The organism is Flavobacterium sp. 2 (assembly GCF_049949195.1).
Taxonomy (GTDB): Bacteria; Bacteroidota; Bacteroidia; order Flavobacteriales; family Flavobacteriaceae; genus Flavobacterium.
On the sequence record NZ_CP188206.1, the window covers coordinates 2886208 to 2909608 of the forward strand.

Here is a 23401-nt window from a genome sequence, read left to right on the forward strand (position 1 = left end):
AATGAAAGAACATTACGATGTAGTTATCGTCGGTAGCGGTTTGGGTGGCTTAGTGGCTTCCATAATTCTGGCTAAAGAAGGCTACAGCGTTTGTGTGCTCGAAAAAAACAATCAGTACGGCGGAAATCTTCAGACTTTTGTTCGCGATAAAACTATTTTTGATACCGGAATTCATTATATCGGAGGTTTAGACGAAGGCCAGAATCTGCATCAATATTTTAAATATCTGGGAATTATCGATAAATTAAATCTGAAGCAATTAGATCAAAATGCTTTTGATATTATCTCTTTTGAAGATGATAAAACCGAATATCCACATGCGCAAGGTTATGAGAATTTTGTTGCGCAACTGACAAAATATTTTCCGGAAGAAAAAACAAACATTGAGAATTACTGCCAAAATTTACAAACCATTTGCAACTCTTTTCCGCTCTATAATTTAGAATGGGAAGGAAAATATGATCCTGAAATTTTAACGCTCAACGCGAAAGAAACCATCGATTCGTTTACTGAAAATGAAAAGCTGAAAGCTGTTTTGGCCGGTTCTAATTTTCTATATGCGGGCATTCCGGACAAATCGCCTTTTTATGTTCACGCCTTAATTGTGAATTCTTATATTCAGAGTTCATGGCGCTGCATTAACGGCGGAAGCCAGATTACAAAACAGCTTTTAAAACAATTAAAAAAATACGGCGGCGAATTTTACAAACACAAAGAAGTTACACGTTTTGAAGTCGAAAACCATAAAGTGAATTCGGTTGAAATGAAAGACGGAACTCGAGTTTCCGGAACTTATTTTATTTCGAATATCGAACCCAAAACGACTTTGAAAATGGCTGGCGAAGAAAACTTCAGAAAACCATTTTTCAACCGAATTCAAAGTCTTGAAGGTGTACTTTCGGCTTTCAGTTTGTATTTGGTTTTTAAACCGGAGACTTTCAAATACATCAACCATAATTATTATCATTTTAAAAACAGCAACGAAGTCTGGACGGCACACGAATACGACGAAAATTCCTGGCCAAAAACCTATATGGCTTCTATGAACGCTTCTAAAGAAGAGGAAATCTGGGCTGACGGAATGACTTTTATAACCTACATGAAATTTGACGATGTTTTGCCTTGGGCCGAAACATTCAATACAACTGTAGAAAAAAATGACCGCGGCGAAAGTTATGAAGAATTTAAAGCCCGAAAAGCAGCTAAATTTTTAGATGAAATCGAAATAAAATTTCCTGGAATCAGAGATTGTATTAAATCAATTCATACTTCGAGTCCGCTTTCCTATCGCGATTATATTGGTGGTGATAACGGAAATATGTATGGTTATGTGAAAGATTCTAATAATCCGCTGAAAACACTTATTCCGTCAAAAACCAAAATAGACAATTTATATCTTACGGGTCAAAGCATCAATATGCATGGTGTTTTGGGCGTTACAATTGGCGCTGTTGTAACTTGCTCCGAAATCTTGGGAAAAGAATATTTGATTACCAAAATTAATCAGGCAGAATAATTGAATTATGAGAAACCGAATCATATATCTTTTCTGCCTTTGTTTTTTAGAAATTCTGGTTTCTTGCGGAACGGCAAAATCTAAAAATCATCAGCCTGATATTTCAAAATTTAATGCTACAAAACCTGTTGTCACTAAACTTTCTGACAGTGTTTTTATCGCTGGAAATAATTCGCTTTTAAAAAATAAACAAGGACTTTGGGAATTATATGTTGAAGGCGATCCATTAGAAATTGGTTTAAACACCGGCGCTTTGTCTGATTCACTTTTGCAAAAACAACAACAAATATTTTTCTCCAAAATAAAAGATTTAGTTCCGTCGAAATTCGAACAGAAGATGTTGCGCCATTTCTTAAAATGGTACAATAGGAAATTATATGCCAATGTTCCCGAAGAATATCAAACGGAAATTTTTGGCGTTTCACAATATACTTCGCATGAATTTGACAACATCGCGCCACAATATCAACGTGGTTTGTACTTGCATGCGGCGCATGATATTGGTCACGCTTTGCAGGATTTGGCTTTGGTTGGCTGTTCGTCATTTGCCGCTTGGGGAGAAAAATCGGAAGATGGAAATTTAATTCTTGGGCGCAATTTTGATTTTTATGTAAATGACGCTTTCGCAGAAAATAAAATCGTTGCGTTTATAAAACCACAACAAGGACATAATTTTATGATGGTTTCCTGGCCCGGAATGATTGGCGCTGTTTCTGGAATGAATCAGCAAGGTTTGACCGTTACAATTAATGCGGCAAAATCGGAAATTCCGTTAACTGCAAAAACACCAATTTCAATTTTAACTCGCGAAATTTTACAGCATGCACAAAATATTGACGAAGCAATTGCCATTGCAAAAAAACGATCAGTATTTGTTTCCGAATCAATTATGGTGGGAAGTGCACAGGATAATAAAGCAGTTTTAATTGAAGTTTCTCCAAAAAAAATGGACGTTTATGAAGTTCCAAACAGCAATCAATTAATTTGTTCAAATCATTTTCAGAGTGACGCTTTTAAAAATGAAAAACGAAATTTAGGGCAAATTGCAGACAGTCATTCGGAATATCGTTTTGAAAGAATGCAGGAACTTCTTTCTGAAAACAAAAAAATAAATCCTGAAATTGCTTCTGAAATTCTTAGAAACAAAAATGGTTTGAATGATATTCCGCTTGGTTTTGGCAACGAAAAAGCGCTGAATCAATTATTGGCGCATCACGGAATTATTTTTAAACCGAAAGAAAAATTGGTTTGGATTTCGGCAAATCCGTTTCAATTGGGTGAATTTGTTTGTTATAATCTGGATTCGATTTTTAACGGAAAAAAGACAAATACCACAATTTCATTTGAGCAGGAAAATCTAAATATTGCCAAAGATCCTTTTATCAAAACCGAAGCTTTCCAGAACTTTAAAAAGTTTAAATCCGAAAATCATCAAATGGATTTGTATCTGAAAAACAAAGAAACAATTTCGCCCGAATTTATTCAGCAATATCAATCGTTAAACCCTGATTATTGGGTTGTATATTACAAAGCAGGGTTGTACTTTTATCAAAAAAAACAATTCCGCGCTGCTCAGATTAATTTTGAAAAAGCACTTACAAAAGAAATTACTACCGCTCCTGAAAAAGCAAAAATTGAAAAATATTTAAAAAAACTCAAAAGAAAATTACAATGATTCCAGCAATAGAAAAAGATTCTTTAGAAGAAATTAAAGTTTTTCAGGAACAAAAATTAGTCGAACTTTTAGCTTACATCAGCGAGAATTCTCCTTTTTATAAAAGACTTTTTGCCGGACAAAATATTGATATTTCGAAAGTAAAAACTCTAGAAGATTTACAGTTTTTGCCTGTTACTACAAAAGAAGATTTACAGCAATATAATGATGATTTTTTGTGTGTTCCGCAACATAAAATTATTGATTACGCTTCGACCTCAGGAACTTTGGGCGATCCGGTAACTTTTGGTTTAACCGATTCTGATTTGGATCGATTGGCTTATAACGAAGCCATTTCATTTGCCTGCGCCGGAATTGCAGAAGGCGATGTCGTACAATTAATGACGACAATTGACCGAAAATTTATGGCCGGACTGGCTTATTTTCTTGGTTTAAGAAAATTGAAAGTTGGCGTGATCCGTGTTGGTGCGGGAATTCCGGAAATGCAATGGGATTCGATTTTAAAATACAATCCGAGTTACTTAATTACGGTTCCTTCTTTCCTTTTGAAATTAATTGAATATGCCGAAATTCACGGAATCGATTATAATAATTCGAGCATAAAAGGTGCTATCTGTATTGGAGAATCTTTGAGAGAACAAGATTTTTCAATGAATATTTTATCCAAAAAAATTACGGACAAATGGAATATTAAGTTGTTTTCGACTTATGCTTCTACCGAAATGAGCACCGCTTTTACAGAATGCGAACATGGAAAAGGCGGGCATCATCATCCGGAATTGATCATTGTTGAAGTTCTCGACGAAAATAATATTCCGGTGAAAAATGGCGAAACTGGCGAACTTACTTTTACTACTTTAGGAATTGAAGCCATGCCGTTATTGCGTTTTAAAACCGGCGATATTGTTCAAATTCACGACGAACCTTGCGCTTGCGGACGAAATACATTACGTGTTGGTCCAGTTGTTGGCCGTAAAAAACAAATGATAAAATACAAAGGCACAACACTTTATCCGCCAGCGATGAATGATGTTTTGAGCAGTTTTGATAATATCGAAAATCATTTAATCGAAATCTCAACCAACGATTTAGGCACCGATGAAATCTTGATTAAAATTGCCGTAAAAAATCAAACTCCAGAATTTCTACAAGAAATAAAAGATCATTTTAGAGCCAAATTAAGAGTAGCTCCAAAAATAGAATTTGCTTCAAAAGAAGTTTTGAATCCTTTGGTTTTTAATCCAATGAGCCGAAAACCAATTCGATTTTTCGATTATAGGTCTTAATATAGGGACAAAGTAACAAAGGGACAAAGGTTCAAAGTCTGTTAATCAGCACTATAAAAAACCCTTTGTCCCCTTGTTACTTTGCGCCTTTGTCACTCGAATTGCACAAATTCGACTAAAATGTTGTAATTTTGCAAAAAATTATGAAGATGGTCAAGATTGGCAACATAGAATTACCCGAATTTCCTTTACTACTTGCTCCGATGGAAGATGTGAGCGATCCGCCGTTTCGCAGATTATGCAAAACGCACGGTGCTGACATGATGTATTCTGAATTTATTTCATCGGAAGGATTGATTCGTGATGCTATAAAAAGTCGAATGAAGCTGGATATTTTTGATTATGAACGTCCTGTCGGAATTCAGATTTTTGGTGGTGATGAAGAAGCGATGGAAATGTCGTCTAAAATTGTTTCTACAGTAAAGCCAGATTTAGTAGACATTAACTTTGGATGTCCGGTAAAAAAAGTTGTATGCAGAGGCGCTGGTGCAGGAGTTTTAAAAGATGTTGATTTGATGGTTCGTTTGACCAAAGCGGTTATCAAAGGAACTGATTTGCCTGTTACGGTGAAAACACGTTTAGGTTGGGATGATAATTCTATTAATATTGATGAAGTGGCTGAAAGACTTCAGGATATTGGAGTTCAAGCTTTGACAATTCACGCCAGAACCCGCGCACAAATGTATAAAGGTCATTCAGATTGGTCGCATATTGCACGTGTAAAAAACAACCCAAGAATTACAATGCCTATTTTTGGAAACGGTGATATCGACAGTCCGGAAAAAGCATTAAAATATAAAAACGAATACGGAATTGACGGCATCATGATTGGTCGCGCCGCGATTGGTTATCCGTGGATTTTTAACGAAATCAAGCATTATTTCAAAACGGGTGAACACTTACCTGCTCCAACGGTTATTGATCGTGTTGAAGCTGCCAGAAATCATTTGCAATGGTCGATGGATTGGAAAGGCGAACGTTTAGGAATTGTAGAAATGCGTCGTCATTATACCAACTATTTTAAAGGAATTCATTCTTTCAAAGAATTCAAACAAAAATTAGTTACAACTGATGCACCTGAAGATTTATTCGCCATTATGAAAGAAATTGAACAGGTTTATGCAGGATATGAATTTGTTTAAAAAATATAAAAAAGGCCTTCAAATTTGAAGGCCTTTTTGTTTATTATACTTGAACACGTTTCCACTTTCCTCTTTTGTAGAAAAAGATTCCAGCCAAAGTAATAGCAGTTTCAGCAACCGGAATTGCAATAAAAACTCCTGTTGGCCCCATATTGAAATATTTTGCCAATACAAATGCTAGCGGAATTTGGAACAACCAAAACCCGAAGAAATTAATTCCTGTTGGCGTCCAGGTATCTCCTGCTCCATTGAAAGTATTGATTAAAACCATCCCAATTCCGTAGAAAATAAATCCGATGCTCATGATCTGTAAAGCTTCAATCGCAATAGTTTTTACCTGATTGTCATTCGTAAAAAACGAAATAATATATTGTCCAAAAACCAACGTAATAATCATAATCGAAGCCATAAAAATTACATTATATCGTGCAGTTGTATAGACCGATTTTTCTGCACGTTCGATTTGTTTCGCACCTAAATTCTGTCCAACCAAAGTCGCTGCAGCATTACTCAATCCCCAAGCCGGAAGTATAAAAAACATCATAATTCTTAAAGCAGTTTGATAACCTGCAGAACCATGATCGCCACCTGTTGTTGCTACTAATTGTGCCAAGAAAATCCAACTGCAGGAAGCGATTACAAACTGCAAAATTCCCGGAGCTGCGATTTTTACTAAAGCTTTTATCTGTGTGAAATCGGGAGCGAAATATGGAATCTTGATTTTTAAAATTCCGTTTCCGAAAAACAAATGATAAACCTGATACAAAACTCCAATGCTTCTTCCAATTGTAGTTGCCAAAGCAGCTCCAATCAATCCGAAAGCAGGAATTGGTCCAAAACCATTAATTAAAATTGGACATAAAATGATATTGCAGATATTGGCAATCCAAAGACTTTTCATTGCAATTGCGGCATTTCCAGCTCCACGGAAAATTCCGTTTATCAGGAACAAAAGCATAATGCACAAACTCGAACCAATCATGATTTGTGTAAATCGGAAACCGTGTTCGGCTGATTCTATTGAAGAACCCATTAAAATCAAAATATCTTTTGCATAAATAATTCCCAAAACACTAATTAAAGCGTTTACGGCAATTGCAACAATAATAGCTTGCATTCCGGCTTTGGCAGCTGCAACTGGATCTTTTTCTCCAATGCGCCTTGCTACAACTGCGGTTGCTGCCATACTCATTCCTATTGCTAGTGAGTATATAATTGTTAAAACGGATTCTGTCAATCCAACAGTCTGAATCGCAAAACTGCTATGTTTCAAATGTCCGACGAAATATAAATCGACCAAGGCAAAAACCGATTCCATCATCATTTCCAAAACCATTGGAATGGCTAATAGAATTACAGCTTTTTTTATACTTCCTGAAGTATAATCAAATGATTCGTCGCCTTTTAGAGCTTGTTTTAAAGTGGTGAAAATTTTAGAAAATAGACTTTTCTGTATTGTAGTTTCTGTCATGATAAGTTAGGATAAATGAAAAAATTGGTTCAGATGTACTAATCTGAACTCGAAAAAACGTAAGTATCCTAATTATTTTAAAAAATAAATCAGGATTAGGCAGAAACTATCATATGCGGTAATTTTTTGAGACGATAAATATAGGAAATATTTTTTAGCCCGAAATATTAATCTAAAAGCTTTTTACTTACACGGCTACAAGCAATTAAAGAAGCCAAAAAACCTAAAGAAATAATGGTTCCTAAAACAATCAAGATATTTTCAATTGTAAAAACAACCGGAAATGCCAAAGTTGGCGTAATCATAATCAGTTCATATTTCTGTTGCAGTAACACTAAAATGACACCTAATATAAGTCCGATTATACCACCGAAAACACTCAGCAAAGTTCCTTGAAGAAGGAATATTTTTCGCAGATGGCTAATTTCTGTTCCAAGATTAAAAAGGGTTTTAAGATTTCCTTTTTTCTCTAAAATCATCATAATCAAAGCACCAATCAAGTTAAAAAGTGCTACAATAATAACCAATGTAAAAATCAGATATACCGCTATGTTCTCGGTATTTAACATTCTATACAAAGATTCATTCAGCTGCGCCCGATTTCTAAGCGTGACTTTATTTTTGAAAATACTTTCTAGCTGTGATCTGATGGCACTTTCATTTGCATTTTCTTCCAGATTAAATTCAAGTCCCGAAATTTGATTGGTTTTATATTCCAATAATTCCTGTACCAAACCTAAATCAGCAAAAACATATTTTGAATCTAAATCTTCGCTGATGGAGTAAATCCCCACCGGAAGAACATCTGTTTTTGTAAAAGCGTCATCCGGATTTTCAATCGCTCCTTTTCCTGGTTTTGGCGCAAAAATCTGCAACGGATTTTCGAAATCCAAAACTCCCAATGAAAAGTCACGAGAAATTCCATAGCCTATTACAACCTGATAGGTATCTGGTTTTAACCATTGTCCGGTGAAAAGCTTTTTTTTGATATCGTTGACCACTGGATAATTACGATCAACTCCTTTTAAATAAGTAACTTTCTGTTTGTCCTTAAACAAAAACAAAACGCGTTCTTCAATAATTTTGGTGTATGAAACGACACCATCAATTTTCTTGATTTGACTTTCCTGTTCTGGTGTAATCAAAAATGATTTTCCATACGTACTTGTCATTTTTAAATCGGGATCAATTTCGTTTGTAAACGACAAACTAAAAACTTTTAATCCGCTAAAAACAGATAAAACCACAAACAAAGCCATCGTGCCGGCAACAATTCCTAAGCTCGCAATACGATTAATGATATTGATAGCGTTATTTTTGCTTCGGCTAAAAATGTAACGTTTGGCTATGTAAAGGGGGAAATTCAATTTATGATTTTCTTCTTTTTTCTAAAAGATCACGGTTTTCAATTGGGTTTTCTTTTCCTGCTAAAGCATTGTCGATTTTTTCGATATAATCTAATGAGTCATCGATAAAAAACACCAAGTTTGGTACGCGGCGCAATTGCAAACGCACACGCTGTGATAAATCGTGTTTAATTAAAGTTGTATTTGATTTAATTCCTTCTAAAGTTTCTTTGGCTTTCTCCTGAGGGAAAATGCTTAAATATACCGTTGCCACAGATAAATCTGTAGTAACACTAACTTTGGATACCGAAATTACTAAATTGGTAATTCCGTTTTTTCGCACTTCACCTTGCAAAATATCAACCAAATCTTTCTGGATGACACCGCCTATTTTTTTCTGTCTATTTGTTTCCATACTGCAAAAATACTATTTTTAAATTCAATCGGTTAACTTCGGCTCAAGATATAGATTGATTTTTCAAATGAAACATCATTTTGTTATCATTTTATACTTTTCCTTCTTTTATATTTAGAAAAAAGAAAACACATAACCATCTTATTTTCAAATAGTAAACCTGATAAAAATCATATTTTTTAAACACTTCTTTTGCGACCTTTGATCTAAACATTACAACTTATTTATCATGAAAAAGAGAGAACCAATAAGTCACATTATGACAAAAACCGTGGTGACTGCAAATGAAAAAGATGATTTAAAAACAGTAGTTGAAAAATTAAAGAAAAATACAATCCGTCACATTCCAATTGTTAAAGGAAAAGAAGTGGTGGGTATTATTAGCCGAACCGACATCAACCGGTTAACTTTTGGCGCTTTGTTTGAAGGACAAGAAGGTGCTGATGAAGCCATACTTGATATGTTGAATATTTCTCAGATTATGACTTCAAAACCAAGAACAGTTTCATCTGACATGGTTATTAAAGATTTAGCTGAAATTTTTGCTAAAGAAGATTTTCATGCATTACCTGTTGTTGATCATGACGAACTTAAAGGAATCGTAACTACAACTGATGTCATTAAATATTTACTTGAACAATACGATTAATAAAACTTAAACTTAATAAAAAAGGGAGCTCAATAGCTCCCTTTTTTTATCTGTTTTGTAACCATCCTTCCGGATTCATATTTGTCGTATTTTGAAGTATCAAAAACTTAATGGTTGTTTTTCCTGTATCTCCGCTGGTTCTTACTTTTCCAATGCTTTGTTTAGTATTCACTTTATCCCCCTTTACAACTGATACCGAACTTAAATTTTGATAAACTGTAAAATAATCTCCGTGCTGAATCATAACTGCTCTGTTGATTGGTGATAAAACAATTACACTCGAAACCTCCCCTTCAAATACTGCGCGGGCTGTTGCACCTTGTTCGGTTGTAATCTCAACTCCCGAGTTATGAACTGTAATTGACGGATGCAGCGGGTGTGGCTGATCTCCATAACCTAATGAAACAAATCCTTTTTCAACCGGCCATGGCAATTTTCCTCTGTTTGCTTTAAAATCAGCAGCTAATATTTTTCCTTCTGGTGTCAAAGCAATTTTTGAAGAAGAAACTGGCGCTGTTGAAGCTGTAGATCCAGGATTATCTTTAGCTCGTTCCAGAGCTGCTTTTCTATTTGCTTCAGCAATTGCTTCACGAATCAAACGATCAATTTGTCTGTCGATTCTTTTTGCTTCTGCTTGTTTATTTCTAGTGTCGGCAATGATTTTATTTTTATCCTTTTTAAGAGCGTTTACTAGTTTTTGTTGTTCTTTCTTTTCAACTTCCAGACTTATTTTTTCCTTTTGGTTTTCAGCAATAATCTTTTTCTTAACCTGTCTCTGGCCGTCAAGTTTTGCATTAAAATCAACTAATTGTGCCGATTTAGACTCAATTTCTAAACCTTGATTTTTTCTGTAATTCGTATATTGTTTTAAATATTGTGCTCTTTTATAAGCTTGCAAAAAGCTCTCTGAAGATAAAATAAACATTGCCCTACTTTGCTCAGATCTACTTTTGTATGATTTTAAAATCATTTTTGAATAGTCTGCTTTCAAAACTGTCAATTCTTTTTTCAATTTGTTAACCTGAACTTGATTAATATACATATCATTGCTCAAAACCCTTTCCTGTTTTGCAGTGGTATTAATCAGTTTTTCTTTCAGCTTAATTTTATTCGCCTGAATTAAATATATATTTACTGCCGATTTTTCTTGCTTCTTTACAGACTGCAGCATTTTTTCATTATCTCTAATTTCCTGCTGAATTTGTGCTTTGCGCTGTTCAAGTTTTTCTTGCTGCGAATCCTGTGCCCACATAAAAGTCGTGGCACAAATAAAAATTAGGCTTAGGAGAAATTTTGGCATGTTTCTGTTTTCTTTTTGCAAATTTACTTAATTATAACTTTTTTATACCCACTTGGAACACTATATGGAAAAGAAAGTTCTTCATTAAATGAAATATTATTATAATTTAAATTAATATTTGTTTTCCCTTTTGGTTGAACTGCATTAATTTCAATGGTTGTTGGAAGCGTTCCCTGATTAAAGGTTTTACTGTCAGAATAAATAATTTCAAGCTGTACGTTTTCTGAAGCTTGTGAAATTTCTTCTTTCTGAATTAAATATTTTTCCGAATCTAAATAAAATATCTTTTTTACTTTTTCTTCTTTTTCATCTTCTAAACGAAAAAGGTTTTCTACGATTGTCTGTGTATATTTTCCTTTTCTTAAATCGTCTAAGGCTTCTCCAACCAATAAATTCTGAACTTTACTATAATCTAGTTCTGTTCCCAGCCATTTGCTTAAACTCGTAAAGTCACCTTCGTAATAAGTACCTTTTATTTTTTCATAATAGCTAACTGTTGTTGGCGTAATCAAAGCTTTTGCCATTGTGATTCCGAGGAAACGAACACTTATTAAAATCTGTTTGTCTTTTTCAATTTTTATATCAGCAGTAACATTTTGACTTTGTTTCTCATCTTCATATCTCGCACTTGCTTTTATACTTAAAGTTGAGAAATCTAACTTATTGTTATAATGTTTTTCAATTGCTTTTTTATCTTCTTTTGGCGCTTCTTCAGTTTTGTTATTGTTGTTTTGTACTGCCACAGCTTTCGATTTGCATGAAATCACAAATACCGACAGCAACACAATTGCTATATATTTTTTCATCTTTTCCTATTTCTTTTGTTTTAATAACTCATTGGCCTTCAAAAAGTATTCCTCTTTTTTCTTGGCGTCTCCCAATCCATTATAAGCCTCTCCTAACTGAATATTAAAATTTGATTCCAATTTTTTATCATCAACAACATAATCAAGCCCCATCTCTAAAACGGTTTTTGCGTTCTTAAATTGTTTTAACTGATTGTTTCCCAGTCCGGCATAATAATAAAATTGTGGCTGACTTGGATAAACTTCAATCATATTCATGGCTCTTTTGGTCATCGGTTCAAATTGTTTTGCCTGTGTATAGGCTTCAAGCAAAAGCAAATTGGTTTCACGATCTGTATCAGAATTTGCCTTTAAATCTTTTTCATAATATTTAATTGCATTTTCAAACTGGCCTTTGCTATGATAAAATTTCCCAATTTCTTTGGCAACATTCACATTTGGATCATTATCAAAATAAGAAATTGCTTTTTCTAAATCTGGAGCGTATTGCGGATTTTTATTGGTATAAATCAAAAATTCATTCAAAGTTCTGTGCTTAATTTTCGAATCAATTTTTGAACTTGCCAAAATAACATTCATTGACTTGATTGCTTTATCAGCCTGGTTTGCATCTAAATATGTTTTGAATAAACTTACTTGCGCCCATTCCGAATTTGGAACTTCTTTTGCCAATTTTGTCGCAACTTCTAAAGCCTTGTCATTATCATCTGATTTTGAATATAAGACGATAAGATTAAGATAATTAGATTCTTCTTTCGGATTCTTTTTTATCTGATCGATCAAATTCGAAATTTCAGCATTTTGATATTTTCCCTGCGAAAGGATCTGCATTTTATAACGATCACGATCTTCCGATTTTCCGAATTTATCATTCATTTCGTTTATCGCTATAAGTGCTTTATCAAATTGATTTGTAATCATATATAATGAAATCAAATCATCTTTGTACTCTTCATCAAAAACAATAATTTTCTGAATCGTTTCTATCGCCAGCGGATAATTCTTGGTTTCATAACTTACGTCATAAATTCCAAGCCAATACCATTTGTTTTTAGGATTTAACTGCGTTGCTTTCTCAAAAGCCGTATTTGCATTTTGATAGTCTTTTAAAGCAAAATAATTTTTTCCTAATTCAAAATAAGCAACAGCATCATTAGGTTTTAGTTTTACACATTTTTCTAATGATACTATGGCTTTATCATAATTTTCAATTCCTTTTTGTTTTAAAGATTCATAAAAAGCATCTTGATATTCGTCTGGAGCCATAGCAATATCTTCCGGTTCAGTCTGAGCCAAAACCGAGTTTGAATTGCCAAGCAAAACGAAAAATAAAATTATCCAAACGCCTTTTTTCATTCTTTTTATAATTTATTTTAAACCAAAAAGAATCTTCTGAAAAACTCTTTTTTATTCTAAAACTGAATAATCTCCAATACTAATACTAGTAAACTTACCATCATAACTAACGTGATTTCCAATCATCGCATTGTCTAAGTTAGCGTTTTTTATTTGAGAATAAGTTTGTATTAAGCTATTTTTAATAGAACTGTCTGTAATTCGGCAACCTTTTCCAACTGAAACATTTGGCCCAACTGTTGTATTTTTTAGTACTACATTTTCACCAATATAACATGGCGGAATAATTGTTGCGTTTTCTAACGTCACATTATAATCTACTAAATGCTCGCCGTCGTTATGCAAAAATCCTAACATTCTGCTGTTTGTTTCAACAGTCACATCTTTGTTTCCGCAATCCATCCATTCGTCAACACTTCCGGTTTTGAAAACTTTTCCGTTAGCCATCATAGCTTTAATTCCGTCGTTAATTTGATACTCGCCACCATTTTGAATATTATTATCCAAAACGCCTTGAAGTTCTTTTTTCAAATCTCCAACTTCTTTGAAATAGTAAATTCCGATAACGGCTAAATCACTTACAAACTCTTTTGGTTTTTCGACCAATTCTATAATTTCATTGTTCTGATTCAATTTTACAACTCCAAAAGCTTCTGGCTGATCAACTTGCTTTACCCAAATTACAGCATCGGCCTGAGGATCTAATTCAAAATCAGCTCTAATCAAAGTATCCGCGTAAGCAATAACAGCTGGACCAGATAAAGATTCTTTCGCACACATAATGGCATGACCCGTTCCTAAAGGTAAATCCTGACGGTAAATAGACGCTTTTGCACCAAGTCCTTTTGCCAAATCTTGCAAGCTTGTTACAACATCTTCACCAAAAAAAGCTTCATCACCTAAAATAAAAGCAACTTCTTCAATTGGTTCTTTTAATATTTTAGCAATATCTTCAACTAATCGGTGAACTATCGATTTTCCTGCAACAGGAATTAATGGTTTTGGAACTGTTAAAGTATGCGGTCTAAGTCTTGAGCCACGGCCCGCCATTGGAACGATTATTTTCATTTTTGTATTTATTTTTTAGGGGAAGATTTGAAAATCTTCTTGAGTTGGTTCTTATTTTTTGGATATTGCAAACTGAAAGCTGAGACTGAAAACTTATTTCACTCCAGTACTTCCAAAGCCTCCAGCGCCTCTTGAAGTTTCTGAAAGTTCTTCGACTTCAATCCACTCTGCTCTTTCGTGTTTTGCAATTATCAATTGCGCAATTCGCTCTCCATTTTCAACTACGAATTCTTCATTTGATAAGTTTACTAAAATCACTCCTATCTCACCTCTGTAATCTGCGTCTACAGTTCCTGGAGAATTCAAAACTGTTACACCTTTTTTAGCTGCCAGTCCACTTCTTGGTCGTACTTGCGCTTCGTACCCAATTGGTAATTCAATGAAAAGTCCTGTTTTAACAATGGTTCTTTCTAAAGGTTTTAATGTAATCGATTCTGTTAAATTGGCACGAAGATCCATTCCTGCCGAAGCAATAGTTTCGTAGTTTGGCAAGTCGTGCTGTGATTTATTTATGATTTGTATTTTCATTTGTAATTTAAAATTTTAAACGGGCTTATTTTTTCTTTAGTATTCCTTTTATGGTATCTTTTTCATAATGATAAACCATATACATAAAAATTAAAAGAAGCGGAATTCCAACATAATATTTCTCTCTAAATCCGTAAAATGAAATTATTGAGAATACTATTGAAACACCTAAATAAGCGCCAATTTTGTTCATATCATAAGGAATTGGGTAATATTTATTTCCAAGGATATAGGAAATAAGCATCATGCTTCCGTAAGCAGAAATGGTCGCAATTGCAGAACCATAATAGCTGTATTTCGGAATTAAAAGATAATTTAAAACCAAAGTTACAATTGCGCCAACAATAGAAATGTAAGCACCAATTTTTGTTTTGTCTGTCAGTTTGTACCAAACCGATAAGTTATTGTAAATACCTAAAAAGAAATTTGCCAAAATAATCAGCGGCACTACTTTCATGGCTTCCCAATATGATTTATTATCTAATAATAAAAATTTTAAAACGTCTGCAAAAACAATAACACCCAATAAAATTAATGATCCTAAAATCACAAAATATTTCGTGATTACAGCATAAGTCTGCGGAGCATTTTCATTTTTTGCATGACTAAAAAAGAAAGGTTCAATTCCTAATCTGAAAGCGGTTGCAAAAAGAACCATAAACAAACCTAATTTGTAACAGGCTGAATATGCTCCAACTTCAGATTTTGCTAAATTTTCAGGAAGTAAATATCCTAATAAGATTTTATCGAAATGCTCATTTACGGCAAATGCCAATCCGGCAACCAAAATTGGAAGACCGTATTTCATCATTCTTTTCCAAAGTTCCGGATCGAATTTTCGTCCAAGCGAAAGATAATTTGGCGAAAGCACAATAAAAGTAGCTAAACTTGCCAAAAGATTTGCAATGAAAATATAAGCAATCTGGAAATTCTCAATATATAAATTATCCCAAACCGAATTAGGATTTGAAGCTGCAAGTTTTGGCAAATACATCAAAAAGAAAATATTCAGCAATAAATTAATTATAACATTTCCAATCTTAATTGCTGCGTAAACCATCGGGCGCTGATTGGCTCTTAATTTAGAAAAAGGCACTAAAACCAAAGCATCCAGAACTAAAATCCAAACCGAATAAGTAACATATTGAGCATCAACTTCGGCCCAGCTTGCAAGTGTATTTCTAAAAATTAAGGCGGCGAATAAAAACCCAATTGACGACCAGAAAATTGAAATTGTAGAAGTTGCGATTACATTTTTTTTATCTTCTTCGGCACTGTAGAATCTAAAAAATGCCGTTTCCATTCCATAAGAAAGAACAACATTAAAGAAAACCATCCAAGACAAAACGATCGAAACTTCGCCATATTCTGCTGTTGGTAAAATACCTGTATATAATCTGACCAATAAAAAACTAAGCATCCTTGGTAAAACCGTTGCTAGTCCGTAAATCGCAGTTTGTTTGAATAGATTTTTATATAATCCCAAAATAATTTTTAATAAAGTTCGTAAAACAAAAATAACCAATTCTTTGGTTTATTAATGATTTTGCAGGCTCAATAAAAGAAGTTGTATGTTTTTTTATTGAGTCAGTTTGTTCTCATCCAAAACTTTCACAAAATGAAATCCTTTTGGTCCATAACCTTGATTGTAGTAAAAACGATGAGCGCCAAAATTTCCGGTAAATGCGTCTAAAACAATACTGCTACATCCTAAATCTAAAGCTTTCTGATCAATATAGTCTGTCAATAATTTTCCAATCCCTTTAGACCTGTGTTCCGGATTAACAACAAAATTATCAATCTCAAGATATTTTCCTGTCCAAAGTTTTGTTGCCGACCAACATCCCGTAATTCCTAAACAAATATCATTATCAAAAACGCCTATCTGAATGTAATTGTGAGGCACCATTTCTAAAAGAAATGATTCATATTTCTCTATTGAAATTTTAGGATAAAGAAATCGCATGGTATCAATTTGTGCCAGCATTTCGTCAATTGTAGTAAGTTCTCGTATTTGAAATTCCATTTTAATAAAAGATAAACCTCAAAATTACTCAATTTTTATTACGCCTTCTATATAATTCTGAAACAACTGTATATGTGAAATCTATAAAATTCAAAAAAAATTATATAAATTTTTACAATTGCTTCTGTATTAACTTTGTAACACAGGGAATGAGGAAAGCTAAAATACAACCCTTTAAAAAAGCAAAGCATCGGGACGGATAAAGCTAGTTTGTTCCCACAAAAGACAAAGCACAAGGGATTGATTCTGCTGAAATGTAACCCTCAAAAAAAACAGAGCATTGGGATTAATAAAGCTAGTTTGTTCCCATAAAAGACAAAGCAAAACAGAGGTGATAAATCTGTGCAATAATTTTATAAAATGGTATTGATTCTCAATTTTTGGGTAAATTGAGAATCACCATTTTATAACAAACAAAAAAATTCAATTTCTATATAAAAGAGATAAAGCCGATACTTGGGGGGTGTCGGCTTCTTTTTTGCACAAAAAAAAAGAGCCTACAAATTATTGCAGGCTCTTTTTTTATTTTTAGATGTCTTATTATCCGTTCAAAGCTTCTGCTCCACCAACGATCTCTAAGATTTCGTTTGTAATTGCAGCTTGACGTGCTTTGTTGTAAGTCAATTTCAATTGGTTTCTTAATTCCGTTGCGTTGTCAGTTGCTTTATGCATAGCTGTCATACGTGCTCCGTGTTCTGAAGCAAATGAATCGCGAATACCTTTGTATAATTGTGTTTTTAATGATTTTGGGATCAAAGTCAACACGATTTCTTCTTTTGAAGGCTCGAAAATATAATCTCCAGTTGAAGCCGCTCCATCAGATTTAATAGGTGCTAACGGTAAAAATTGCTCTGTCTGAACAATTTGTGTTGCAGCATTTTTAAACTGATTGTAGATTAATTCGATTCTGTCATATTCTCCAGATAAGAATTTTTGAGTCAAATTATCTGCAATTCCAGCAACGTTTTCAAAAGTTAAGTGATCAAAAATTGCATTATGATGACCGTGAACTTTAAATGTTTTAGACAAAACATCGTTTCCTTTTTTCCCAATAGGAAAAACATCAACTTGTTTTCCTGCATAAAATTCAGAACGGTTTTTAACCTCTTTAATAATATTCGAATTGAATGCACCACATAAACCTCTGTTTGAAGTTATAGCTACAAGCAATACTTTTTTTACTTCACGCTGTGTTGTGTAATCTCCTCCAACTTCACCATCAAGTGTAGCAGAAAGATTTTGCAGCAACTCTGTTAATTTCTCGGCATAAGGGCGCATTGCAGTGATTGCATCTTGTGCTTTCTTAAGCTTTGCAGCAGAAACCATTTTCATTGCCGATGTAATCTGCATCGTCGATGAAACGGAAGTAATTCTATTACGGATTTCCTTTAAATTTGCCATGTATATAGTTGTTGGTTGTTAGTTGTTGGTTGATAGTTACTTGGATAATTCCAACAACAATCAACCAACAACCATCAACTAAAATTAGTTATATTTTGCTGAAACTTCTTTTGCTGCTTTTTCAATAACATCTGTAATGTTATCGTCAAATTTACCAGCTTTCAACGCGTTAAGCGTATCTTTATGTTTACTGTTTAAGTAAGCTAAGAAATCAGCTTCAAATTCTTTTACTTTATTTACAGGAACACTTTTCAATAAGTTTTTAGAACCAGCGTAAATAATTGCAACTTGGTTTTCAACAGGATAAGGATCATTTAAACCTTGTTTCAAGATTTCAACGTTTCTTTTTCCTTTTTCAATTACGTTTAAAGTAACAGAATCCAAGTCAGAACCAAATTTAGCGAAAGCTTCTAATTCACGGAATTGAGCTTGGTCTAATTTTAAAGTTCCAGAAACTTTTTTCATTGATTTAATCTGAGCATTACCTCCAACACGAGATACAGAGATACCTACGTTGATAGCAGGACGAACCCCAGAATTGAACAAATCTCCATCAAGGAAAATCTGACCATCTGTAATAGAGATTACGTTTGTTGGGATATATGCAGAAACGTCACCAGCCTGAGTTTCGATAATTGGTAAAGCAGTTAATGAACCACCACCTTTTACGATAGACTTAATAGAATCTGGTAAATCGTTCATGTTTTTAGCGATACCATCATCTGCGATTACTTTACAAGCGCGCTCTAATAAACGAGAGTGTAAGTAGAAAACGTCTCCAGGGTAAGCCTCACGTCCCGGTGGTCTTCTTAATAAAAGAGAAACCTCACGGTAAGCAACAGCTTGTTTAGATAAATCATCATACACGATAAGTGCTGGACGACCTGAATCTCTAAAGTATTCTCCAATTGCAGCACCAGCGAATGGAGCATAAACTTGCATTGGAGCTGGGTCAGAAGCATTAGCTGCAACAATAACTGTATAAGCCATTGCTCCTTTTTCTTCTAACATTTTAGCGATTCCTGCTACAGTTGAAGCTTTTTGTCCAATTGCAACATATATACAGAATACAGGTTTTCCTGCATCATAAAATTCTTTTTGGTTCAAGATTGTATCGATACAAACAGTTGATTTACCTGTTTGACGGTCACCGATAACAAGCTCACGCTGACCACGTCCAACTGGGATCATAGCATCAACTGCTTTTACTCCTGTTTGTAATGGTTCAGTTACTGGCTGACGGAAAATAACTCCTGGCGCTTTTCTTTCTAAAGGCATTTCGTATAAGTCTCCACCGATTGGTCCTTTTCCATCAATTGGAAAACCAAGAGTGTTAACAACACGTCCTACCATTTGCTCACCTACTTTAAGAGAAGCAATACGTTGAGTTCTTTTTGCAGTAGATCCTTCTTTAAGTCCAGTTGATGGTCCTAAAAGTACCACACCAACATTGTCCTCTTCAAGGTTCAATACGATACCTTCCATACCGTTATCAAATTCTACTAACTCACCATATTGTACATTCGACAGCCCGTAAATACGAGCAATACCGTCTCCAACTTGAAGTACTGTTCCTACTTCCTCTAGCGTAGCACCAGATTCAAAACCTTCTACTTGCTTTCTTAATATTGCTGAAATTTCAGCAGGTTTGATTTCCGCCATCTTAATTTATAATTTAGACACTTTTATGTGTAATAAAACTAATTACTTAACTCTCTTTTTAATACTTGTAATCTGTTTGCAACAGAGGCATTGTATTGATTATCGCCTATTCTCAAAATAAATCCACCAATGATTGAAGGATCTACTATATTTTCAATTGTAATTTTTTTATCTGATAAAGTTGCAACTTTAGCTAAAACCTTAGCTTCTAAAGCAGCATCCATAGGAATTGCTGTAGTAACTTTTGCTACTTCAACACCATTACTCTCATCAAATAATTTATTGAATTCTGATGCAATTGCGCCTAGAATTTCAAATCTTTTGTTTTCAAATAATAAATGGAATAAACCTTTAGTTACACCGTTTACATTTGCAAAAACTTCTAAAAGAGCACTTTCTTTAACTTCAACTTTTGTAGTTGGGTTTAGAATAAACGTACTCAATTCTGTATTTGTCTCAATTGCATTTGCAATTGATTTCATATCGTTATTTACAGCTTCGGCAACACCTTTAGAGTTTGCTAAGTCCAGAATTGCTTTTGCATAACGAATTGCTGCTCTTGTACCTGCCATAATCTTAGTTTAACTTTACGTCACCTAACATTTTCTCAACTAATTTAGTTTGAGATTCTTTGTTAGATAATTCTTCTTTCAATAATTTTTCAGCGATGCTTAATGATAAAGTTGAAACTTGAGATTTCAATTCAGCCATTGCAGCATTTTTTTCACTTTCGATAGCAGCTTTAGCTTGCTCGATCATTTTTTGACCTGCCTCTTGTGCTTCGTTTTTAGAATCAGCTATCATTTTCTCTTTCATTTCGCGAGCTTCTTTCAACATCGCGTCACGTTCTGCACGAGCTTCATTCAAAATTCTTTGATTGTCAGCTTGTAAGTTTTCCATTTCTCTCTTTGCGTTTTCAGCAGAAAGCAATGCATTTTTAATACCTTCTTCTCTTGCAGTAATAGATTCCATAATTGGTTTCCATGCAAATTTCACTAAAAGTAAAATCAATACTAACAAGATTAAAGCTTGCCAGAAGAATAATCCGAATGAAAAATCGTTAATTAACTTATCCATTTTATAACTATATTAAATATTTAATTTCTTTTTTAAAGTAACAACACCTTTAACCAACCGTTAAAGATGTTGTTAGTTTTTTTCTTTATTAGTTTTTTCCTAAGATCAAAGCAGCAAATGCTAAACCTTCTAATAAAGCCGCGATAATAATCATCGCAGTTTGAATTTTACCAGCAGCTTCTGGCTGACGAGCAATAGCGTCCATAGCAGATCCACCGATTTTACCTAAACCTAAACCTGCACCGATTACTACTAAACCAGCACCTACTAAAGTTGGAATTGTTCCCATAACTATTTATATATATAAAATTAAACTTCTAAATTAGATAATTGCGGTTTCATCTTCATGGTGGTGAGCGTGGTCATGATCCTGAACCGCCATACCAATAAATAATGATGACAACATTGTAAAAATAAATGCTTGTAAAAATGCAACTAAAACTTCAATAACAGAGATAAACAATGTCAATCCTAAAGAGATTGGCAAATCAGCTGCTAAATTTTTTCCAACGAAAATCATTCCGATCAAACTCATGATTACTACGTGACCTGCAGTAATGTTTGCATACAAACGAATTAATAATGCGAATGGTTTTGTCAATGTTCCTAAAACCTCAATTGGTGCTAAGATAATTTTCATTGGAACTGGTACTCCTGGCATCCAGAAGATGTGTCCCCAATAATCTTTGTTTGCACTAAATTGTGTAATGATGAAAGTGAAAGCTGCTAAACAAACTGTAATAGCAATATTTCCTGTAACGTTGATTCCTAGCGGAGTCATTCCTAATAAGTTTAAAACCCAAACAAAGAAAAATACAGTTAATAAGTAACCCATATATTTACGGTATTTTTTCTCTCCAATGTTAGGAACTGCGATTTCATCTCTAATGAAAATTATAAGAGGTTCTAAAACTCTTCCAAATCCTGTTGGGATTGGTCCTTTTTTATATGATTTTGCTAAACCAGTAAACATTAAGAATAATAGCACTGCAACAAAAAGCATTGAAACAACATTCTTTGTCATAGAAAAATCTAAAGGTTTTTCGTTTTCTGGATGACCGTGCTCATTAAAAGTAATTGTTCCGGCTGCATCTGTTTTATAAATTTTACCGTGAACTAATTTGTAGAAGTTTCCGTCAACTTCTGCAACTGTTTCACCAAAGTGGAATTTTGAAGAAGAGAAAACTTTTAAACCTCCGTCAATAAGTATAACTGGTAATGGAAAACCAAAGTGTTTGTTTTCTTTTTCATCTTGAAAGAAAACAAAATCGTGAGAATCTTGTAAGTGGTGATCAATGAAAGCATCTACTTTTGCTTTTGGGTCAAGAGCAACTGCGTGCTCTCCTTCCGCTGGAGCATCGTGTGAAATTACTTTCTCTTCGTGAGCCGTTTCAGTTTGTACATGCGTTGAATCATTCTCTGAGTTTGCAAAACCCATAATTGGTAGAGAAGCTACAAAAGCTGCTAGAATAAAGCTGAGTGGTTTGTTTGAAATCACCATATCGTGGAAAATCTTATTTTTTTACGTTTCTAAAATTTGGTGCAAAGGTACATTTTTTATTAATATTCAAAAGGATATGAAAAATTATTTTTGAACCTTGTTTTACATATTCGCGATTTTAACGCTTTTCATTTAATAATCGGACAGTTAAAAGCGTCTGAAATAACAAAAACAAAATAAATGTTATAAAAAAACTGACTTTTTCAACATTGACCGTTTCGGTTTTGTTTTCTAAAATTGGCTGCAAAATTAAATATCCCAACAACATTTGAGTAAAAGTTCCGAATAAGAAAACCATCCCTACGATTTCAAAATTCTTATTTTTTACCTTTAATAATATAAGGTATAGCAAAGCTGACAATCCGAAGAAAATTAAATACAGTAGTTCTATACTGTAATGAAACTTTTGAAAATTAATTTCCAGCAAAAAGAAAGCGGCTATATGCACTATACAGGCAACAACAGCAAAACAAAATAAATGAAAAACAGGTTTGTAATTTTTTAATGACATTTCAGGTAATTTTTTGCAAAGATGCAACTTTTATCTAAAGCTGCTATAAATGAAAAAATTACTTTATTTATTAATGTCGTTAACTTGGCGGATAACGTTATATAATGCAAGGCCTACACCGGCCATGACAAAAATCGTATTATAATAAACTTTTGGGCTCGGATGGTTTTCATCGAGCCAGGTTCCGAAATAAGAGAACAAAAAAATAATGACTCCCATTTGAAATGGAATATTAATTAATGCAAGCCATTTATTTCTCCTATTATTATTCGGTTCCTTTTCCATCTTCTAATAGTATTACCTGATTGGAATTTAACATGGTACAAGAAGCGGTAAAGTCTGCTCCAGGTTCAATCGATAATTTTCCAACGGCGATTTCTCCATGAATACGTGCCGTTCCTTTAATATTAAGGACTTCTAAAACTTTTAATTTTCCTTGAAATTCTCCTTCAATATCAGCATTGTGACAGATAATTTCTCCTTTCACAATTCCTGATGCACCAATGACAAGTTTTCCTTGCGAAGTAAAATTTCCAATAAGTTCGCCGTCCAGTCTAAAATCAGCTTTTGAAACAATATCACCAACAATGGACGTTCCTTCTACAATTCTGTTGGTTTTTCCTAAATTCTCTGTACTGACTTTTTTGACTTTTTCAAACATGGTT

General features: G+C 33.8%; 24 protein-coding genes. 5 read left to right on the top strand and 19 right to left on the bottom strand.

The window, feature by feature from the left end:
• The first annotated feature begins 1 nt into the window (after position 1).
• The 4 genes from ACNFIH_RS12400 to dusB all read left to right on the top strand — a co-directional run bounded on the left by ACNFIH_RS12400 (position 2) and on the right by dusB (position 5619).
• The gene (locus ACNFIH_RS12400; RefSeq protein WP_426483396.1) at positions 2–1516 is read left to right on the top strand and encodes a phytoene desaturase family protein; all 1515 of its coding nucleotides are present in this window, start codon (positions 2–4) and stop codon (positions 1514–1516) included.
• Positions 1517–1523: 7 nt separating this feature from the next.
• Complete coding sequence (locus tag ACNFIH_RS12405; RefSeq protein ID WP_426483397.1) at positions 1524–3191, top strand: C45 family autoproteolytic acyltransferase/hydolase; 1668 nt, start codon at positions 1524–1526, stop codon at positions 3189–3191.
• Positions 3188–4477, top strand: a complete 1290-nt coding sequence (locus ACNFIH_RS12410; protein WP_426483398.1) for a phenylacetate--CoA ligase family protein — start codon at positions 3188–3190, stop codon at positions 4475–4477. Before ACNFIH_RS12405 ends, ACNFIH_RS12410 begins: the two co-directional genes overlap by 4 nt.
• 149 nt (positions 4478–4626) lie before the next feature.
• Entirely contained in the window at positions 4627–5619 is a 993-nt protein-coding gene (gene dusB / locus ACNFIH_RS12415; RefSeq protein ID WP_035646589.1) for a tRNA dihydrouridine synthase DusB, read from the top strand.
• A gap of 43 nt (positions 5620–5662) precedes the next feature.
• Here the strand turns inward: dusB and ACNFIH_RS12420 are convergent, their stop codons facing one another.
• The 3 genes from ACNFIH_RS12420 to rbfA form a co-directional block, all read right to left on the bottom strand.
• Positions 5663–7090, bottom strand: coding sequence for an MATE family efflux transporter (locus ACNFIH_RS12420; RefSeq protein WP_426483399.1), 1428 nt, complete (start codon positions 7088–7090; stop codon positions 5663–5665).
• Positions 7091–7257: 167 nt separating this feature from the next.
• Positions 7258–8457 (bottom strand): ABC transporter permease, encoded by a 1200-nt coding sequence (locus tag ACNFIH_RS12425; RefSeq protein WP_035646596.1) that lies wholly within the window; start codon positions 8455–8457, stop codon positions 7258–7260.
• A 1-nt stretch (position 8458) separates the two neighbouring features.
• Positions 8459–8851 (bottom strand): 30S ribosome-binding factor RbfA, encoded by a 393-nt coding sequence (gene rbfA / locus ACNFIH_RS12430; protein WP_035646598.1) that lies wholly within the window; start codon positions 8849–8851, stop codon positions 8459–8461.
• 229 nt (positions 8852–9080) lie between these two features.
• On the opposite strand from rbfA, the gene ACNFIH_RS12435 reads away from it, so the two are divergent.
• A complete protein-coding gene (locus tag ACNFIH_RS12435) occupies positions 9081–9500 on the top strand; it encodes a CBS domain-containing protein (RefSeq protein WP_426483400.1) in 420 nt (139 codons plus the stop codon).
• Between the two features lie 46 nt (positions 9501–9546).
• On the opposite strand, the gene ACNFIH_RS12440 is transcribed toward ACNFIH_RS12435, so the two are convergent.
• From ACNFIH_RS12440 to ACNFIH_RS12515, 16 genes are all read right to left on the bottom strand, one after another.
• Positions 9547–10800: a murein hydrolase activator EnvC family protein gene (locus ACNFIH_RS12440; RefSeq protein WP_426483401.1), complete on the bottom strand. Its 1254-nt coding sequence runs from the start codon at positions 10798–10800 to the stop codon at positions 9547–9549.
• A gap of 23 nt (positions 10801–10823) precedes the next feature.
• Complete coding sequence (locus ACNFIH_RS12445) at positions 10824–11606, bottom strand: DUF4292 domain-containing protein (protein ID WP_426483402.1); 783 nt, start codon at positions 11604–11606, stop codon at positions 10824–10826.
• 6 nt (positions 11607–11612) lie between these two features.
• Positions 11613–12962 (bottom strand): tetratricopeptide repeat protein, encoded by a 1350-nt coding sequence (locus tag ACNFIH_RS12450; RefSeq protein WP_426483403.1) that lies wholly within the window; start codon positions 12960–12962, stop codon positions 11613–11615.
• Positions 12963–13013: 51 nt separating this feature from the next.
• Positions 13014–14030, bottom strand: coding sequence for a sugar phosphate nucleotidyltransferase (locus ACNFIH_RS12455; RefSeq protein WP_142449911.1), 1017 nt, complete (start codon positions 14028–14030; stop codon positions 13014–13016).
• Positions 14031–14123: 93 nt separating this feature from the next.
• Entirely contained in the window at positions 14124–14558 is a 435-nt protein-coding gene (dut, locus tag ACNFIH_RS12460) for a dUTP diphosphatase (RefSeq protein WP_035646609.1), read from the bottom strand.
• Between the two features lie 25 nt (positions 14559–14583).
• A complete protein-coding gene (locus ACNFIH_RS12465) occupies positions 14584–16044 on the bottom strand; it encodes a lipopolysaccharide biosynthesis protein (RefSeq protein WP_035646884.1) in 1461 nt (486 codons plus the stop codon).
• A gap of 93 nt (positions 16045–16137) precedes the next feature.
• The gene (locus tag ACNFIH_RS12470) at positions 16138–16584 is read right to left on the bottom strand and encodes a GNAT family N-acetyltransferase (protein ID WP_426483404.1); all 447 of its coding nucleotides are present in this window, start codon (positions 16582–16584) and stop codon (positions 16138–16140) included.
• 540 nt (positions 16585–17124) lie between these two features.
• Positions 17125–17985 carry an ATP synthase F1 subunit gamma gene (atpG, locus tag ACNFIH_RS12475; protein ID WP_142449909.1) on the bottom strand — a complete coding sequence of 287 codons (861 nt, stop codon included), beginning with the start codon at positions 17983–17985 and terminating at the stop codon, positions 17125–17127.
• Between the two features lie 84 nt (positions 17986–18069).
• The gene (gene atpA / locus ACNFIH_RS12480) at positions 18070–19647 is read right to left on the bottom strand and encodes a F0F1 ATP synthase subunit alpha (RefSeq protein WP_142449908.1); all 1578 of its coding nucleotides are present in this window, start codon (positions 19645–19647) and stop codon (positions 18070–18072) included.
• A gap of 38 nt (positions 19648–19685) precedes the next feature.
• Positions 19686–20219, bottom strand: coding sequence for an ATP synthase F1 subunit delta (gene atpH, locus ACNFIH_RS12485; RefSeq protein WP_426483405.1), 534 nt, complete (start codon positions 20217–20219; stop codon positions 19686–19688).
• A 4-nt stretch (positions 20220–20223) separates the two neighbouring features.
• On the bottom strand, positions 20224–20724 hold the full coding sequence (locus ACNFIH_RS12490; protein ID WP_026727280.1) for a F0F1 ATP synthase subunit B: 501 nt from the start codon (positions 20722–20724) through the stop codon (positions 20224–20226).
• A gap of 88 nt (positions 20725–20812) precedes the next feature.
• Complete coding sequence (atpE, locus tag ACNFIH_RS12495) at positions 20813–21013, bottom strand: ATP synthase F0 subunit C (RefSeq protein WP_026727281.1); 201 nt, start codon at positions 21011–21013, stop codon at positions 20813–20815.
• Positions 21014–21046: 33 nt separating this feature from the next.
• Entirely contained in the window at positions 21047–22225 is a 1179-nt protein-coding gene (gene atpB, locus ACNFIH_RS12500; protein ID WP_426483406.1) for a F0F1 ATP synthase subunit A, read from the bottom strand.
• A gap of 118 nt (positions 22226–22343) precedes the next feature.
• Complete coding sequence (locus ACNFIH_RS12505; RefSeq protein WP_142449906.1) at positions 22344–22736, bottom strand: hypothetical protein; 393 nt, start codon at positions 22734–22736, stop codon at positions 22344–22346.
• Positions 22737–22799: 63 nt separating this feature from the next.
• The gene (locus ACNFIH_RS12510; RefSeq protein ID WP_035646626.1) at positions 22800–23021 is read right to left on the bottom strand and encodes an AtpZ/AtpI family protein; all 222 of its coding nucleotides are present in this window, start codon (positions 23019–23021) and stop codon (positions 22800–22802) included.
• Complete coding sequence (locus tag ACNFIH_RS12515; protein ID WP_035646629.1) at positions 23002–23397, bottom strand: bactofilin family protein; 396 nt, start codon at positions 23395–23397, stop codon at positions 23002–23004. Before ACNFIH_RS12515 ends, ACNFIH_RS12510 begins: the two co-directional genes overlap by 20 nt.
• Positions 23398–23401: the final 4 nt, after the last annotated feature.

Bases quoted from the DNA above. Each gene is read 5' to 3' on its own strand.
- ACNFIH_RS12470 (WP_426483404.1), bottom strand. From the start codon at position 16,584: ATGGAATTTCAAATACGAGAACTTACTACAATTGACGAAATGCTGGCA.
- ACNFIH_RS12405 (WP_426483397.1), top strand. From the start codon at position 1,524: ATGAGAAACCGAATCATATATCTTTTCTGCCTTTGTTTTTTAGAAATT.
- ACNFIH_RS12410 (WP_426483398.1), top strand. From the start codon at position 3,188: ATGATTCCAGCAATAGAAAAAGATTCTTTAGAAGAAATTAAAGTTTTT.
- ACNFIH_RS12400 (WP_426483396.1), top strand. From the start codon at position 2: ATGAAAGAACATTACGATGTAGTTATCGTCGGTAGCGGTTTGGGTGGC.
- ACNFIH_RS12435 (WP_426483400.1), top strand. From the start codon at position 9,081: ATGAAAAAGAGAGAACCAATAAGTCACATTATGACAAAAACCGTGGTG.
- rbfA (WP_035646598.1), bottom strand. From the start codon at position 8,851: ATGGAAACAAATAGACAGAAAAAAATAGGCGGTGTCATCCAGAAAGAT.
- atpE (WP_026727281.1), bottom strand. From the start codon at position 21,013: ATGGGAACAATTCCAACTTTAGTAGGTGCTGGTTTAGTAGTAATCGGT.
- atpA (WP_142449908.1), bottom strand. From the start codon at position 19,647: ATGGCGGAAATCAAACCTGCTGAAATTTCAGCAATATTAAGAAAGCAA.
- dusB (WP_035646589.1), top strand. From the start codon at position 4,627: ATGGTCAAGATTGGCAACATAGAATTACCCGAATTTCCTTTACTACTT.
- ACNFIH_RS12510 (WP_035646626.1), bottom strand. From the start codon at position 23,021: ATGGAAAAGGAACCGAATAATAATAGGAGAAATAAATGGCTTGCATTA.
- atpB (WP_426483406.1), bottom strand. From the start codon at position 22,225: ATGGTGATTTCAAACAAACCACTCAGCTTTATTCTAGCAGCTTTTGTA.
- ACNFIH_RS12420 (WP_426483399.1), bottom strand. From the start codon at position 7,090: ATGACAGAAACTACAATACAGAAAAGTCTATTTTCTAAAATTTTCACC.
- ACNFIH_RS12490 (WP_026727280.1), bottom strand. From the start codon at position 20,724: ATGGATAAGTTAATTAACGATTTTTCATTCGGATTATTCTTCTGGCAA.
- atpG (WP_142449909.1), bottom strand. From the start codon at position 17,985: ATGGCAAATTTAAAGGAAATCCGTAATAGAATTACTTCCGTTTCATCG.
- ACNFIH_RS12445 (WP_426483402.1), bottom strand. From the start codon at position 11,606: ATGAAAAAATATATAGCAATTGTGTTGCTGTCGGTATTTGTGATTTCA.
- ACNFIH_RS12455 (WP_142449911.1), bottom strand. From the start codon at position 14,030: ATGAAAATAATCGTTCCAATGGCGGGCCGTGGCTCAAGACTTAGACCG.
- dut (WP_035646609.1), bottom strand. From the start codon at position 14,558: ATGAAAATACAAATCATAAATAAATCACAGCACGACTTGCCAAACTAC.
- ACNFIH_RS12505 (WP_142449906.1), bottom strand. From the start codon at position 22,736: ATGTCATTAAAAAATTACAAACCTGTTTTTCATTTATTTTGTTTTGCT.
- ACNFIH_RS12515 (WP_035646629.1), bottom strand. From the start codon at position 23,397: ATGTTTGAAAAAGTCAAAAAAGTCAGTACAGAGAATTTAGGAAAAACC.
- ACNFIH_RS12440 (WP_426483401.1), bottom strand. From the start codon at position 10,800: ATGCCAAAATTTCTCCTAAGCCTAATTTTTATTTGTGCCACGACTTTT.
- ACNFIH_RS12450 (WP_426483403.1), bottom strand. From the start codon at position 12,962: ATGAAAAAAGGCGTTTGGATAATTTTATTTTTCGTTTTGCTTGGCAAT.
- atpH (WP_426483405.1), bottom strand. From the start codon at position 20,219: ATGGCAGGTACAAGAGCAGCAATTCGTTATGCAAAAGCAATTCTGGAC.